Here is a 15,090-nt window from a genome sequence, read left to right as displayed (position 1 = left end):
GATTAACGCGTCCAGGTACCTTCCGGCACTTGGGCCAACGCTTTGAATGCAGGCTTGGCGAACCAGTAGCCCTGCATCAGAAAAATTCCACAGTCCGCCAGGAAATCCCGTTCCCCAGCGCTTTCGATGCCTTCGGCGATGACTGTAACGTCCAGATCCGCACAGATTGTGACAACCCCTCGCACGATAGCCTGACGAACACGATCGCGATCGACATCACGGATCAGTGCCATGTCGAGTTTGATCAGGTCTGGTTGGAAGTCAGCGAGCAGATTGAGCCCCGAGTACCCCGCACCGAAATCATCGATGGCGGTCTTGAAGCCGAATTCGCGGTATTCACGCAGAATATTGGTCAAATGGCGATAGTTATCTACGTGCTGGCTTTCCAGGGTCTCGAAAATGAGGCGGTTAATAGGAAAATTGTGCTTTTTTGCAGCCTCCAGCGTGCTGCGAATGCACAGCTCCGGACGGTAAACGGCATTGGGCATGAAATTGATCGACAGATTGGTTTGCATGCCCAGTTGCGCTGCTCCCTCGATCGCCCGGGTTCGGCAGAGCTGGTCAAATCGGTAGCGATTGGCTTCGGTCACCTGGTCGAGCACCGACATCGCGCCTTCACCGGCTGTGCCGCGCACCAGCGCTTCGTGCGCAAAGACCGAGCGGTCTCGCAGGTCGACTATGGGTTGATAGGCAAAAGCAAAATCAAAGCCCAGAGGTTCGCTTTGCTGGCATCCCTGGCAACCGCCACTGGATGAAGTCAATGAAGACGGAAATATTGTCACTCGAACACTCCACTGCGATGAGCCGACCAGGATCACATTCTATCTGGAGGGCCAGTTTGTTGCGCCCGACAGAAACGGTAGTACAGTTCCGACTATGGGTTAAAAGAGGAATTCCAGTGACACAAAAAAAGGAAGAGGACGACAAGGTCCGTCTCGATAAATGGCTGTGGGCTGCGCGCTTCTACAAAACACGTGCCTTGGCCAAGACGGCGATCGAAAGTGGCAAGGTGCATTGTCGCGGTGAGCGCTGCAAACCCGGCAAGGAGCCGCGCATTGGCGATGAATTTCAGATTCGCCAGGGGTTCGAAGAGCGGACGGTGATAGTTCAGGCTCTGTCGATTGTGCGTCGTGGTGCTCCCGAGGCGCAGGCGCTATATGCCGAGACCGAAGCCAGCATCGCCAAGCGCGAAGCCGCCGCCGAAATGCGCAAGGCGGGTTCGCTGGGCATGACCACCGACGGCAAGCCGAGCAAAAAACAGCGACGCGATCTGTTTAAATTCCGTGGTAGCAGCAACGACGAGTGAAGCAGCGCAGACTTGTAATCAGGCAGGCGCGCAGCCATATCGGGTAATCGCCGGGGGAACCGCTCGTCGAATACACTTTGCTTGCGCGAAGGCTGTGCAACTTAATCTTTGAAATCTTTTGACATTAATTCAGATACCCAGACTTATGACCGATCTAACGGATACCGACTACACCCAACGCTTCATCTTCGATGACAGCGATACCCGCGGCGAACTGGTTTCGTTGGAGCTCAGCTACGCCGAAGTCCTGGCTAAACATGCGTATCCGGAACCGGTCGCGCAATTGCTCGGCGAGTTGATGGCTGCGGCGTCGTTGCTGGTGGGCACCCTTAAATTCGATGGCCTGTTGATCCTCCAGGCCCGTTCCGATGGTCCGATTCCGCTTCTGATGATCGAGTGCTCCAGCGAGCGGGAAATCCGCGGCCTGGCTCGTTACGAAGCCGATCGCATCGCGCCTGATGCGACGCTCGCCGACCTGATGCCCAACGGCGTCCTCGCGCTGACTGTCGATCCGACCCAAGGCCAGCGCTACCAGGGCATTGTCGACCTCGATGGCGAAACCCTGTCGGAGTGCTTCACCAACTATTTCGTCATGTCCCAACAGGTCGGCACGCGCTTCTGGCTGTACGCCGACGGCCGCCGTGCCCGTGGTCTGCTGCTGCAGCAACTGCCGGCTGATCGCCTGAAAGATGAGGAAGAACGCGCCGCCAGCTGGCAGCACATCACTGCCCTCGGTAGCACGCTGACTGCCGATGAGCTGCTCAGCCTGGACAACGAAACCGTGCTTCATCGCCTGTACCACGAGGAGCAGGTGCGCCTGTTCGATGTCCAGCGCCTGCGCTTCCGTTGCAGCTGTTCGCGCGAACGTTCGGCCAATGCGCTGGTCAGTCTGGGTCTGGAAGATGCTCAGGAACTGGTCGTCGAACACGGTGGCAACATCGAGATCGACTGCCAGTTTTGTAACCAGCGTTACCTGTTTGATGCTGCCGATATCACTCAATTGTTCGCTGGAGCCGGTGTCGATACCCCGTCAGATACCCGTCACTAAAACGGTTCAGCGCAGGTAAATTCACTGGTAAGTGCCGGAATAACGCCGTTACGACGGGAGGGCCCTACTATTTTTGGGCTTTTCTGGCATAATCCGGCCCACTTTTTTCGCGGTAGTAGTGCACGACTTTCTACTACAAAACGTTTGGAGCACACTCGGCCACTGGCCGACGGGGAACCTCATGACGCAAGCCAATAACGCCGTGTACACCGATCTGAGTGTTGATGATCTGGTAAAAGAAGCCCTGAATCGCGGTGAAGGCGAGCTTGCCGATACCGGCGCGCTGGTTGTTCACACCGGTCACCGTACCGGTCGCTCGCCAGTCGATCGCTTCATCGTTGAAGAGCCAACCACCCAGGACGCCATCGCCTGGGGCCCTATCAACCGCAAGTTCCCGGCCGACAAGTTCGATGCCCTGTGGGACCGCGTCGAGGCGTTCAACAACGCGCAAGAGCATTTTGTTTCCCATGTGCATGTAGGTGCGTCCAGCGACCACTACCTGGCCGTCAAGATGACTACCCAGACCGCCTGGCAGAACCTGTTCGGTCGTTGCCTGTTCATCAATCCTGCTCAGTACAACCCGGCAGGTCGTGAAGAGTGGCAAGTTCTGAACGTGGCCAACTTCGAGTGCGTTCCAGAGCGTGATGGCACCAACTCCGACGGCTGCGTAATTCTCAACTTCGCCCAGAAGAAGGTCTTGATCGCTGGCATGCGCTACGCCGGTGAAATGAAGAAAGCCATGTTCTCGGTGCAGAACTTCCTGCTGCCGGCCGCTGACGTGCTGCCAATGCACTGCGCTGCCAACATTGGTGAAGCAGGCGACGTGACCCTGTTCTTCGGTCTGTCCGGCACTGGTAAAACCACCTTGTCCGCCGACGAAAGCCGTTACCTGATCGGTGACGACGAGCACGGCTGGGGCGAAGGCGTTGTCTTCAACATCGAAGGCGGCTGCTACGCCAAGTGCATCGACCTGTCCGAGAAGAACGAGCCCGTCATCTGGAAAGCCATCCAGCACGGTGCAGTTCTGGAAAACGTCGTCATCGATGACGCCAAGCACGCTGACTATGCTGATGTCAGCCTGACCCAGAACAGCCGCGCGGCCTACCCGCTGGAGCACGTTGCCAAGCGTTCCGAGAAGAACCTTGGTGGCGAGCCAAACGCGGTGATCTTCCTGACCTGCGACCTGACCGGCGTACTGCCGCCAGTGTCGATCCTCAGCGAAGAACAAGCGGCCTACCACTTCCTGTCCGGCTACACCGCTCTGGTGGGCTCGACTGAAATGGGTTCCGGCAGCGGCATCAAGTCGACTTTCTCCACCTGCTTCGGCGCTCCGTTCTTCCCGCGGCCGGCCGGTGAATACGCTGAGCTGCTGATCAAGCGCATCCGTGGCTTCGGCTCCAAGGTCTACCTGGTCAACACCGGCTGGACCGGCGGCGGCTACGGCGTTGGCAAACGCTTCAACATCCCGACCACTCGTGCGGTCATTGCAGCGATCCAGAGCGGCGCGTTGATCGGTGCTGAAACCGAACACCTCGACACCATCAACCTCGACGTGCCATTGGCTGTGCCGGGCGTTGAGACTGGCCTGTTGAACCCACGTAATACCTGGGCTGACAAGGCTGCCTACGATGAGTCGGCCAAAGCACTGGCTGGTCTGTTCGTCGAGAACTTCAAGAAGTTCGACGTGAGCGATGCCATCAAGGCTGCTGGTCCAAAGCTGTAACGGCTGGTCTGATGTAACGAAAAAGCCGCCCTCCGGGGCGGCTTTTTTATGCGCGTGAGCTTCAGGTCTTGAGGTGCAGGACAAACGCTGCGAGCAGCACCAGAACCACGCCGAGCACTTGGATCTTCGCCAAGCGCTCCTTGAAGAATACATACCCCAGAATGGCGGCCAAAACACTAATGGCGGCAAATTTTAGAAGGTCACTTCTCGTCCGGTCTGCGGCTCCTGACGGGATGCCGCCTCAAGATCCATCAAGCCCCTGCCATACGCCTCGGTGTTGGCGTAGATGCCACTCCGGTTCGCCGATGCCAGTAGGCGCTCGCGTACTTGTTGCGCAGTGAGCTCAGGGTAGCGGCTCTGCAGTGCTGCGAGGGCACCGCTGACCATTGCGGCAGCCGGAGAAGTGCCTGCGGTTTGTACGTAGGTGCCGTCCTTGCCGGTGGTCAGCAGGCCTTGCTCTGCACCAGAGTCTCCACCTGGCACAGCAATGCACCAGGCAGCGGCCACGCCGCAATAGTTGGATTTGGCATTGATAACGCTGCCGTCATTTTTCAAAGCAACTACGGCTATCCAGCCTTTCTCCAGTTCTGGCAGAGCCAGCGGTAACCCAGGTTCAGCGAGGGGTTCACGTTTCAGTTCGTTGCCGGTCGGGAAGACAAATACCGCACCTTCCTGCACCAGCTTGCGGGCGGTTGCCAGCGACTCGGGCATGACCTGGTTGTAGCGAGCCTCGGTAAGTTCCGTGGCCGGGATGGCGTTGGCCCAGGAGTTGTTCAGGATACGTGCACCTTTGTCGAAGCCACTTTGCCAGGATTTGGAGATTTCGGTGTCGAAGAAAAATGGCTCATTGTCGTCCCCGAAACGAAAGGGAATCAGTTGTGCAGAGAATGCTACCCCATGCATGCCCACGCCATTTTTGTTGGCCGCCAGGATACCGGCCATCTGGGTGCCATGACCGACTCGATCTGTAGTGCCAATCTTGTTGTCCACAAAATCGAAACCGGGGTTAGCCACTCTCCCCTGAAACTCCGGCAGGTCGCTATTCAGGCCTGAGTCGACCAGTGCGACAGCTACGCCCTGGCCGGTGCCGCCACGAGCATACAGACTGGAGGCGTGAATGACTGCAAGCCCCTTTTGGCCCTGGTATTCCAGTGTTTCAAATGGCGAGGGGTCAATCGGGGGTTGCTTGGGTGCTGTCAGGCAGCCGCTTAGCAGCAACGTCAGTGCAAGCGTGCAGAGAGATAAAGGCATGGGTGGTTGAAGCATGTTCGTTCCTTGAAAAGTGACCGCGCGCAACGGACGACTTGCCCTGATGATTCGCGAGAGAACAACAACCTTACCGGTGAATGCGCGAGCAGCAATGAGGGCAAAGTGCTCTGTTTGTTTCAGGCTATGGCCGAGGATTACGGGATGGACGCGGTATCATCCCGTATCTTTTTACCCCCGACCTTTTCTCGACTCGCGGCGATCGCCAGCTAGGCTTTGGGCTTCGCCAGCGGTCAACGGAGTGACAGCTTATGCACAACGCCCTGGAACAGGTTTTCGGTTATCCACAATTTCGTCCAGGCCAGGAGGCTGCGATTAGTGCAGTGCTGGCCGGGCGCTCGGCGGCGGCGATTTTCCCTACGGGATCGGGCAAGTCGTTGTGCTACCAGCTCCCGGCCACATTGCTGCCGCATGTGACGCTGGTGGTCTCGCCATTGCTGGCACTGATGCAGGACCAGCTGGCTTTCCTGCAGCGTCACGGGATCTCGGCAGGCAGTATCGACTCGGCGCAAAGCCGCGACGCCGCTGCCGATGTGATGGCTCGGGCAAAATCAGGTGAGCTGAAGATCCTGATGGTTTCCGTGGAACGGCTGAAGAACGAGCGTTTTCGCAACTTCCTCCAGCAAGTGCCGATCTCGCTGCTGGTAGTGGACGAAGCGCACTGTATTTCCGAGTGGGGGCATAATTTTCGCCCCGATTACCTCAAGCTTCCGGACTACCAACGCCAGTTCAATATCCCCCAGGCACTGCTGCTGACCGCGACTGCAACACCTAAGGTGATCGCGGATATGCAGGCCAAGTTCGCCATCGCGCCAGGGGATGTGGTGACTACAGGTTTCTACCGGCCCAATCTCAATTTGCTCGTGGAGCCGGTGCCTGGGCAGGACAAGCGACGGCGCTTGGTGGAGTGGATGAGCCAGCGTCCGGGCCAACCGAGCATTGTCTACGTCACCCTGCAGAAAACTGCCGAGCACATCGCCGAACACCTGGGTCGTAACGGCATTCAGGCCGAGGCTTATCATGCGGGATTGGCCCACGATAAGCGCGAAGGAATCCAGAAGCGTTTCATGGGCGGGCAATCCAATTGCATCGTCGCCACCATCGCGTTTGGGATGGGTATCGACAAGAGCGACATTCGCAACGTGGTGCATTTCGACCTGCCCAAATCGATCGAGAACTACAGTCAGGAGATCGGCCGGGCTGGGCGCGACGGGCAACCCTCGGACTGTCTGGTACTGGCCAATCGCGACAGCCTCAACGTGCTGGAAAACTTCGTCTACGGCGACACTCCGGAGCTGGATGGAATCCGCCATGTGCTGGATGAGTTGAAACTTTGCGCGCCCGATGGGCAATGGGAGTTTCTGCTAGGCCCGCTGGCGGACCAGAGCAACATCCGGCAACTGCCGCTCAAGACTTTGCTGGTGCAGCTGGAGCTGCGCCGGATCATCGCTCCGCGCTACGCCTACTACGCCGAGTATCGGTTCAAGTATTTGCAGGAGCCCGAAGAGTTGCTGGCTCATTTCGAAGGCGAGCGCAGGGATTTCGTGGCGGCGATCATTCAGACCTCTTCACGTGCGCGATCCTGGGCTACGGTAAATTTTGACGCGCTTTACCAGCAGTATCAGGCCGAGCGTAATCGTGTGGTCAAGGCACTGGATTATTTCCAGGAGAAGGGCTGGATCGAGCTCGAAAGCAAGCAGATGACCGAGGTATACAGCGTCCTGGACGCGGGCTTCGATAGCCAGGCACTCGCCACGGAGCTGCATTCGTATTTCACCCGGCATGAGCAAACCGAGGTCGCGCGGATTCACGCGATGCTGGACTTGTTTGCCACCGACCGCTGCCTGGGTTTTCGGTTGGCCGAGTACTTCGGGGATGAAAACGCCCCACGGCAGTGCGGCCATTGTTCAGTGTGTCACGGGCAGGTCACGCGACTGCCAGCGCCTCCAGCGTTGCCGGCGCTGGTGGATAAAAATTTCGCGGCGTTGTGCGGTGATTTTATCCACAAGCACGAGCAACACACCGGCAGCATTCCTACCACCGAGCGGGTGACACGTTTCCTGTGCGGAATCAGCGTGCCGTTGTTTACCAAGCTCAAGGCGCGGGGCATTACCGGGTACGCGGTGCTGGAGGCGTATCCGTATGGCGAAGTGCGCGGGTGGGTCGAAACTCACCTCCCAACGGCTGGCTGAAGCGCATCCATCTGCTGAATGTCCCCCATCACAGGAATAAATTTCAAAAATGATCGATGGCTGACTATGGTGAGGGCTGTCTTTGGATCGCCAACAAGAGAACAACCATGAGCCAGACACCGTTCAACATTCAGCGCGCCGCCGTAATTGGCGCGGGCACCATGGGCCGGGGCATTGTGATGTGCCTGGCGAACGCCGGGGTGCCAGTGCAGTGGGTGGATAATAATCCGCAGATGCTCGAGCAAGCCCTGGCCAGCGTGGCTGACACCTGCGCGCACAATGTTCGCCAGGGCCGTATCGATCAGGCTGAAGCGGATGCGCGCGTTGCGCGGGTGACGACGGCTGCCGATTATGCGGCCATCGCGGATGTGGATCTGGTGATTGAAGCGGTATACGAGAACCTCGAACTCAAGCAGAAGATCTTCCGCGAGCTGGACGCTCTGCTCAAGCCGGAAGCGATTCTGGCAAGTAACACTTCAGCGCTGGATATCGACGCCATCGCTGCGGTCACTGGCCGCCCCGAGCAGGTACTGGGCCTGCATTTCTTCAGCCCGGCGCACATCATGAAGTTGCTCGAAATCGTCCGCGGCGCGCACACCGCACCGGCGGTTCTGGAAGCTGCGCTGGCGCTGGGTCAACGCATGGGCAAGGTCAGCGTAGTTTCAGGCAACTGCGAGGGTTTCATCGGTAATCGCATGCTCAATACCTACGTGCTTGAAGCACGCAAGATGTTGCTGGAAGGCGCATATCCCTATCAGGTCGATGCGGCGCTGCAAGGTTTTGGTTTTGCCATGGGGCCCTTCCGCATGTACGACGTAGTGGGCGTCGATCTGGGGTGGCGCGCCAGGGAGCTGGCCGGCGTTGGCCAGGATGCGCCGGAGGTACAGGTCGATAACCGCTTGTGTGAATTGGGTCGCTTCGGCCAGAAGAGCGGCAATGGTTACTATCACTATGAAGCGGGCAGTCGTCAGGCTGAGCACGACGTAGAGGTCGATGCGCTGGTGCTGGAGGTCAGCGAAGGATTGGGCTTTCAACGCCGGGAGATCTCGCCTGAGGAGATCCTGGAGCGCTGCCTGCTGGCACTGGTGAATGAAGGTGCGAAAATTCTCCAGGAAGGCATTGCCGAATCGGCCCGTGACATCGACCTGGTCTACCTCAACGGCTACGGCTTCCCTGCGGACAAGGGCGGTCCGATGGCCTGGGCGGATCAGCAGGGGCTGGCGGATATTCATCAGCGGCTATTGGCATTGGAAACCCGCCAAGGCGATCATTGGAATCCGGCTCGGTTAATCGGGGAGTTGGCGGCGACCGGCAAGGGGTTTGCTGACAGGTGACTATTGCCGTGCCCCTGCGGGTGTCATCGCCAGCAGGCTGGCTCCCACAATGGATTGCCGATGCAACTCAAATTCAAGGAATCTACTCAGATGCACCAGCGCTGCGACTACCCGCATTTCCAGCCCATCACCACCCGCTGGCATGACAACGATGCCTACGGTCACGTCAACAACGTGACTTACTACAGCTTCTTCGATACGGCGGTGAATACCTACCTGATCGAAGTCGGCGGCCTGGATATCCATGACGGTGAGGTAGTGGGTTTTGTGGTGAGTTCAGCCTGTGATTATTTTGCTTCGATTGCTTTCCCGGACCGCATCGAAATCGGCCTTCGCGTGGGCAAGCTGGGGACCAGTTCGGTGCAATACGAACTGGCGGTATTCAAGGCCGGTGAAGACGAGGCCTGTGCGGCGGGGCGCTTCGTGCATGTGTTTGTGGATCGAGGGTCGAATCAGCCGGTGGCGATTCCTGGCGGGTTGCGCGAGGCGCTTGAGCGGTTGGTGGTTTGACCGGCAAAAAAAATCGCAGCCCAAGGGCTGCGATTTTTTTGTTCTAGCGGTAACCGAGGCGCTGCCTCAGTCGCGATAGCGATGTTTGTGCTTGCGGTGGCCGTAGGCATGACCACGACCTGGATGGCCATCGCGGTAGTAGCGACGATCATCACGGCCACTGCGATGGGAGCGACGATCATCGTCCTCATCACTTTTGTTGCCCATGTAGTTGCCGAGTGCGCCGCCGGCGCCACCGCCAGCTGCGGAGCCGATCAGGCTGCCTGTGGTGCCGCCCATGCTGCGGCCGACCACGTTACCGCCGGCTGCGCCCAGCGCACCACCGATGGCCGCTTCGCCACGGCTGCGTTTGTCTGCGCCGACTGCACTACCACCCGCGCCGCCAAGGGCCGCGCCAATGGTTGAACCTGTATTGCCGCCTAACGATTGACCGACGACCGAGCCCAAAACCCCGCCCAATGCGCCGCCCACACCTGCTTCGGTGGTGCCTCCGGCAGAAGCGAAGCCACTGACCAGGCCAAGGGACAACAAGAGAATCGAGGAGAACTTCATAGAGGAACCTCAAGGGGATGACGGCGCGATCCTGAGGCTGGGAGGTGGTGGTGACAATCGAAATCCGACGAGTGACACGACTTGTACACAATTGCGTAAGTTACTGTTTTTTGGGCGGAACTTAATGCTTTTTCGCTGGTCTTTATCTACTTAAGACAGGCCGTTTCTTCACCGAAACGGCCTTTTTTGTGGGTGATTGGAAAGTGTCCGAGATGGGCTTGGCCGTTCTGACGCCATCGCGGGCAAGCCTTGCTCCCACAAGGCCCTGCATTGCGCAAAAATCGTCTGAACGCATGAAACTGTGGGAGCAAGGCTTGCCCGCGATGGCGTCAGGCGTGTCGACGACGGCTACGCAGACTTGGCCATGATCAAGCCGGTATCGCTCGCCGCTTCCAACCGAATCGCCACGAACTTCGAAGTCGGAGTGTGACTGCCATCCCCGGTGCTCTCCAACGGCACCAGTGGATTCACCTCTGGATAATAAGCGGCTGCCTGCCCCGCCGGAATATCAAACGCCAGCAGCGTAAAGCCCTTCACCCGACGCTCACGCCCATCGTCCCAGATCGACACAATGTCAGCTTTCTGCCCTGGCTTGAAGCCCAGGCGGATGATGTCCGCTTCGTTGACGAACAGCACGTCACGCTGGCCCTTGACCCCGCGATACCGGTCATCAAGCCCGTAGATCGTGGTGTTGTACTGATCGTGGGACCGCATCGACTGCATGATCAGGTCTGGCAACACGCCTGTGGCGCGGGTGCGTTCGTGGACCAGGTCCTTGGGCAGGATATTCGGTCGGAAGTTGGCCCGGCCCGACGGAGTATTCCATTTACGCGCACCGGCGCTGTTGCCCAAGTAGAAACCGCCCGGATTCTTCACTTTTTCGTTGAAGTCCTTGAAGCCTGGGATAGTGTCGGCGATCAGGTCGCGAATGCGGTCGTAGTCGGCCACCAGCCAGTTCCAGTCCACCGGCTGGCTGCCCAAGGTAGCGGCGGCGATACCAGCGATAATCGATGGCTCCGAGCGCATCTGGTTCGACAACGGTTGCAGCTGGCCGTTGGAGGCGTGGACCATGCTGAACGAATCTTCAACAGTGACCGCCTGCGGGCCTTCAGTCTGGATATCGATATCGGTGCGACCCAGGCACGGCAGGATCAGTGCTTCCTTGCCGTGCGCCAGATGGCTGCGGTTGAGCTTGGTGCTGATCTGCACAGTCAGGTCGCAGTTGCTCAGGGCCTTGAAAGTACGCGGGCTGTCCGGCGTCGCCTGGGCAAAGTTGCCGCCCAGGCCGATGAAGACCTTGGCGCGACCTTCGGCCATCGCGTGGATCGCCTCGACCACGTTGTGGCCGTTCTCGCGCGGCACCTTGAATTGGAAGCGGCGCTCGAGGGAGTCGAGGAACGTCACCGGCGGACGTTCGTTGATGCCCATGGTCCGGTCGCCTTGCACGTTGCTGTGGCCGCGCACCGGGCACAGGCCTGCGCCTGGGCGGCCGATGTTGCCGCGCAGCAGCATCAGGTTGGCGATTTCCTGGATAGTCGGCACCGAGTGACGGTGCTGGGTAATGCCCATCGCCCAGCACATGATGACGTTCTTGCCCGAAGCGTACATGCGCGCCGCTTGCTCGATCTCTACCAGCGCGAGGCCGGATTGCTCGACGATCTGCTCCCATGGGGTGTCGTCGATGGCGCCGAGATATTCCAGCACGTTGACGCTGTGTTCATTCAGGAAGTCGTGGTCGAACACCGCTGGCCCGCCACTCTTCTGCGCGTCACGCTCCCACTGCAGGAGGAATTTGGCCATGCCGCGCAGCAAGGCCATGTCGCCACCGAGTGCCGGACGGAAGTACGCGGTGTTGGTCGGCTTGTCGCCATTGGTGAGCATTTCGATCGGGTGTTGCGGGTGCTGGAAGCGTTCCAGCCCGCGCTCTTTTAATGGGTTGACGCACACCACCTGGGCGCCGCGCTTGACCGCTTCACGCAACGGCTCAAGCATCCGCGGATGGTTGGTGCCAGGGTTCTGGCCCCAGACGAATATCGCATCGGCGTGTTCGAAATCGTCGAAAGTCACCGTGCCTTTACCCACGCCGACACTCTGTGCCAACGCCACGCCACTGGCCTCGTGGCACATGTTCGAACAATCTGGGAAGTTATTGGTGCCATAGGCGCGCACGAACAATTGATACAGGTAGGCGGCCTCGTTGCTGGCGCGGCCCGAGGTATAGAACTCGGCTTGATCCGGGGTCGACAGGCCCTGTAGATGTTTGCCGATCAGGGCGAACGCAGCTTCCCAGCTAATGGGCTGGTAGCGATCGGTTTCGGCGTTGTAGCTCATCGGTTCGGTCAGGCGGCCTTGATACTCCAGCCAGTAGTCGCTCTGCTCCAGCAGCGAACTGACGCTGTGCTTGGCGAAGAAGCCGGCATCCACCCGGCGTTTGGTCGCTTCCCAGTTCACCGCCTTGGCGCCGTTCTCGCAGAACTTCACCATGCCGCTTTCTGGCGAATCGCCCCAGGCGCAACCTGGGCAATCGAATCCACCGTTTTGGTTGGTCTTGAGCATCATGCGCAGGTTCTTCAGCGCGTTGTCGCTGGTCAGCCACGCCTGGGCCACACTGATCAGCGCGCCCCAGCCACCGGCCGGGCCTTTGTAAGGCTTGTAGCGGGGGACGGGTTTCTGGTCGGCTTGATGATGTTGGCTCACGCTAGGTTCTCCATCGCAGGGCTGTAGACCCGCGGCGCACTTTTCTGCGGCAGGTGGATGAGATTGAGGTTGTGGCGGCGCGCCCACTGCACGGCAAGGCCCGTAGGCGAGGACAGGCTGACCAGGGTCTGGATACCTGCGCGCAACACTTTCTGGATCAATTCGAGGCTGCAACGGCTGGTGACTATCGCCAGTCCTGCGCCGATCGGGATGTTCTGGCGAATCAGTCCGCCAATCAGCTTGTCGAGGGCGTTATGCCGGCCAATGTCTTCGCGGCCCAGCAGCAACTCTCCCCGATCATTCATGAACACTGCTGCATGGACCGCGCCGCAATGTTGGCCAAGCGGCTGGAATGCGCCGATGCGCTGGCGCAGGCCGTCTAGCCATGCAACCGGAGGCAGTGGGGCGCCTGGTAATACCTTCAGGTCGGGCAGTGCCTGCTCGACCGCCTCCACTCCGCACAGCCCGCAACCGCTGGTTCCAGCCAGTTGCCGGCGTTGCTGCTTGAGGTTCCAGAATGCGCGGTTGGCGATGGTGACTTGTGCGTACTGCGCCGAACCCGAGCCGCTGAGCTGCAGGTCGTAGATGTCGGCAGGGTCCTTGATGATGCCGCTGCCGAGGCTGAAGCCGACGATGAAGTCTTCCAGGTCGGTAGGGGTCACCAGCATCACGGCCTGGCTGATGCCGTTGTAGGCAATCGCCAGCGCGACTTCCTCGGCCAGCTCGGTATTGGCCGATCCGGACTCATCGAGGTTGCTATAGCTGTAGGTCTGACTCGCAGCAGGCGCGGGCGTTTCGAGGGCAGGCGCCGCGCAGGCTGGGCGCTTGGCGTTCATGGCATCACCACGGTTTGATCAGCTTTAAGCCTAGGCGCGTCAAACGGTCGCGTCTAATCGCTATTACTGATCTACCGATAGATGGCGTCGATCAAGCGTCGCTGGATGATTTCTGATAGATCGCAAAACACGCTTCGGCCAGGGCCGACCGAGGCGCGGTACGCCGCATGATCAACCCCAGGCGCGCCAGAGTCTGGGCGTTTTCAATGGGTTGCAGGCGCAAATGGTCAGTGAGGTTTTCCAGGCCGCCGTCCAGCGGCATCACGGCGCAACACAAACCACCGTGCACAGCTTGTAACAGTTGATGAACGGCGTCGGTCTGCAGCAGAGGTCGCGGGCTCAGGCCGCGACTGTGGAAATTGTGGTCGATGGACTGGCGAAAGTGCATGCCACTGGTGAGCATGCCCAGGGGCAGTTCGACCAACGACTCCCAACTCAGCGGTGCCTCGCCGAAATTGTAGAAGCGCTGATCATAGAGCAGGCCCATGCGGGTTTCGCTGAAGGCCAGGGAGTCGAAGCGTTCACCGTCGAGGCGTTCAAGGTAAGACACGCCGAGGTCCAGGCGATTGTTTGCCAGTTGTTCAAGGATTTGCTCGGAGCTGAGGGCCGACAACTCGAAGCGCAGATTCGGGTGTTCGGCATGCAGGCGCTGCATCAGTGGCAATGGATCGAAACTCGACAACGGCACCACCCCCAGGCGCAGGGTGCCGACCAGGTTGCCGCGGCAGGCCGCCGCCTCGGCCTGCAGTCCGTCGTAGGCCGCCAGTACTGTGCGCGCCCACGCCAGCACTCGCTCGCCCGGAGCGGTAAAACCTTCGAATCGTTGGCCGCGGTTGACCAAGGGTAATTCGAGCTCTTCTTCAAGGCTGCGCAAACGCATCGACAAGGTCGGTTGGGTGATGTGGCAGCGCGCGGCGGCCTGGCCGAAATGTCGAGTTTCGTCGAGTGCGATGAGGAATTTCAGCTGCTTGATGTCCATCTTCGCTCCAGGGCGCAGGAAGGGGCCGATTCTAGCCCCTGGCGGGAAGCGGCGTCATTGGTCGGGTTTGAACCGCAGCGTGCAACCTTGGTCTAGGCTTTTGCGTCTGGACCCTTTTACTACCAAGGAGAGCACACGATGAGCCTTTTCAGTTTTCTTAAAGAAGCCGGTGAAAAAATCCTCGATGCACTGACGCCGGACAAGGCCGAAGCCAACAGCGAGGCGCTGACCAAGCATGTCAAGGATGCGCTGACGGGGATCGACACTTCGAAGATCCAGGTGAAGGTCGAGGGCGACAAGGTGATTGCCAGTGGTGAAGCCGCCACCCAGGAAGAGAAAGAGAAGATTCTGTTGGCGCTGGGCAACGTGGCGGGCGTCAGTGGTGTTGACGACCAGATTACCGTGACCGGGCCAGTGATGGTCGCTGCGAAGTTTGTCGTGGTGGAGAAGGGCGATACGCTGAGCGCGATTTCCCTGCGGGTGTATGGCGACGCCAACAAGTATCAGAAAATCTTTGATGCAAACAAGCCGATGCTCAAGGATGTGAACAAGATCTATCCAGGGCAGTCGTTGCGCATTCCCGAGTAAGGATTGAGATTGTCATCGCGGGCAAGCCTTGCTCCCACAGGCCACATGCATAGCTTGTG

At 59.2% G+C, this 15,090-nt stretch carries 13 protein-coding genes and 1 pseudogene; 7 read left to right on the top strand and 7 right to left on the bottom strand.

Going from position 1 to position 15,090, the window contains the following annotated elements:
- Nucleotides 1-2: 2 nt before the first annotated feature.
- Complete coding sequence (gene rimA / locus ORL50_RS26160; RefSeq protein WP_266019289.1) at nucleotides 3-782, bottom strand: S6 modification regulatory phosphodiesterase RimA; 780 nt, start codon at nucleotides 780-782, stop codon at nucleotides 3-5.
- A 116-nt stretch (nucleotides 783-898) separates the two neighbouring features.
- On the opposite strand from rimA, the gene ORL50_RS26155 reads away from it, so the two are divergent.
- From ORL50_RS26155 to ORL50_RS26145, 3 genes are all read left to right on the top strand, one after another.
- Nucleotides 899-1,306, top strand: a complete 408-nt coding sequence (locus tag ORL50_RS26155) for an RNA-binding S4 domain-containing protein (RefSeq protein WP_266019288.1) — start codon at nucleotides 899-901, stop codon at nucleotides 1,304-1,306.
- Between the two features lie 145 nt (nucleotides 1,307-1,451).
- Nucleotides 1,452-2,354: an Hsp33 family molecular chaperone HslO gene (hslO, locus tag ORL50_RS26150; protein ID WP_266019286.1), complete on the top strand. Its 903-nt coding sequence runs from the start codon at nucleotides 1,452-1,454 to the stop codon at nucleotides 2,352-2,354.
- Nucleotides 2,355-2,535: 181 nt separating this feature from the next.
- Nucleotides 2,536-4,077 carry a phosphoenolpyruvate carboxykinase gene (locus ORL50_RS26145; RefSeq protein WP_266019284.1) on the top strand — a complete coding sequence of 514 codons (1,542 nt, stop codon included), beginning with the start codon at nucleotides 2,536-2,538 and terminating at the stop codon, nucleotides 4,075-4,077.
- A 61-nt stretch (nucleotides 4,078-4,138) separates the two neighbouring features.
- Here the strand turns inward: ORL50_RS26145 and ORL50_RS29205 are convergent.
- Together ORL50_RS29205 and ORL50_RS26135 are read right to left on the bottom strand one after the other, a co-directional pair.
- Nucleotides 4,139-4,249: pseudogene (locus tag ORL50_RS29205) on the bottom strand (EamA family transporter); the annotation flags it as partial.
- 20 nt (nucleotides 4,250-4,269) lie between these two features.
- Nucleotides 4,270-5,343: a S8 family peptidase gene (locus ORL50_RS26135; RefSeq protein ID WP_266019282.1), complete on the bottom strand. Its 1,074-nt coding sequence runs from the start codon at nucleotides 5,341-5,343 to the stop codon at nucleotides 4,270-4,272.
- A 251-nt stretch (nucleotides 5,344-5,594) separates the two neighbouring features.
- On the opposite strand from ORL50_RS26135, the gene ORL50_RS26130 reads away from it, so the two are divergent.
- The 3 genes from ORL50_RS26130 to ORL50_RS26120 all read left to right on the top strand — a co-directional run bounded on the left by ORL50_RS26130 (nucleotide 5,595) and on the right by ORL50_RS26120 (nucleotide 9,379).
- Nucleotides 5,595-7,535, top strand: coding sequence for a RecQ family ATP-dependent DNA helicase (locus ORL50_RS26130; protein WP_266019280.1), 1,941 nt, complete (start codon nucleotides 5,595-5,597; stop codon nucleotides 7,533-7,535).
- 107 nt (nucleotides 7,536-7,642) lie between these two features.
- Nucleotides 7,643-8,869, top strand: coding sequence for a 3-hydroxyacyl-CoA dehydrogenase (locus ORL50_RS26125; RefSeq protein WP_266019279.1), 1,227 nt, complete (start codon nucleotides 7,643-7,645; stop codon nucleotides 8,867-8,869).
- Nucleotides 8,870-8,959: 90 nt separating this feature from the next.
- Nucleotides 8,960-9,379, top strand: a complete 420-nt coding sequence (locus ORL50_RS26120; protein ID WP_323055273.1) for an acyl-CoA thioesterase — start codon at nucleotides 8,960-8,962, stop codon at nucleotides 9,377-9,379.
- A 66-nt stretch (nucleotides 9,380-9,445) separates the two neighbouring features.
- Here the strand turns inward: ORL50_RS26120 and ORL50_RS26115 are convergent, their stop codons facing one another.
- The 4 genes from ORL50_RS26115 to ORL50_RS26100 all read right to left on the bottom strand — a co-directional run bounded on the left by ORL50_RS26115 (nucleotide 9,446) and on the right by ORL50_RS26100 (nucleotide 14,443).
- Nucleotides 9,446-9,931, bottom strand: coding sequence for a glycine zipper domain-containing protein (locus ORL50_RS26115; protein WP_266019276.1), 486 nt, complete (start codon nucleotides 9,929-9,931; stop codon nucleotides 9,446-9,448).
- Nucleotides 9,932-10,279: 348 nt separating this feature from the next.
- Nucleotides 10,280-12,628 (bottom strand): FdhF/YdeP family oxidoreductase, encoded by a 2,349-nt coding sequence (locus tag ORL50_RS26110; protein ID WP_266019275.1) that lies wholly within the window; start codon nucleotides 12,626-12,628, stop codon nucleotides 10,280-10,282.
- Nucleotides 12,625-13,464: a formate dehydrogenase accessory sulfurtransferase FdhD gene (gene fdhD, locus ORL50_RS26105; RefSeq protein ID WP_266019273.1), complete on the bottom strand. Its 840-nt coding sequence runs from the start codon at nucleotides 13,462-13,464 to the stop codon at nucleotides 12,625-12,627. The genes ORL50_RS26110 and fdhD overlap by 4 nt, the downstream gene beginning before the upstream one ends.
- 91 nt (nucleotides 13,465-13,555) lie before the next feature.
- Nucleotides 13,556-14,443: a LysR family transcriptional regulator gene (locus tag ORL50_RS26100; protein WP_266019271.1), complete on the bottom strand. Its 888-nt coding sequence runs from the start codon at nucleotides 14,441-14,443 to the stop codon at nucleotides 13,556-13,558.
- Nucleotides 14,444-14,581: 138 nt separating this feature from the next.
- Between ORL50_RS26100 and lysM the strand changes: the two genes are divergently transcribed.
- Nucleotides 14,582-15,031, top strand: a complete 450-nt coding sequence (gene lysM, locus ORL50_RS26095) for a peptidoglycan-binding protein LysM (RefSeq protein WP_266019269.1) — start codon at nucleotides 14,582-14,584, stop codon at nucleotides 15,029-15,031.
- Nucleotides 15,032-15,090 lie beyond the last annotated feature (59 nt).

The organism is Pseudomonas sp. RIT-562 (assembly GCF_026241895.1).
Lineage (GTDB): Bacteria > Pseudomonadota > Gammaproteobacteria > Pseudomonadales > Pseudomonadaceae > Aquipseudomonas > Aquipseudomonas mandelii_F.
The sequence above is the reverse complement of the archived record's forward strand: the minus strand, read 5'-3'. Positions and strand labels throughout refer to the sequence as shown.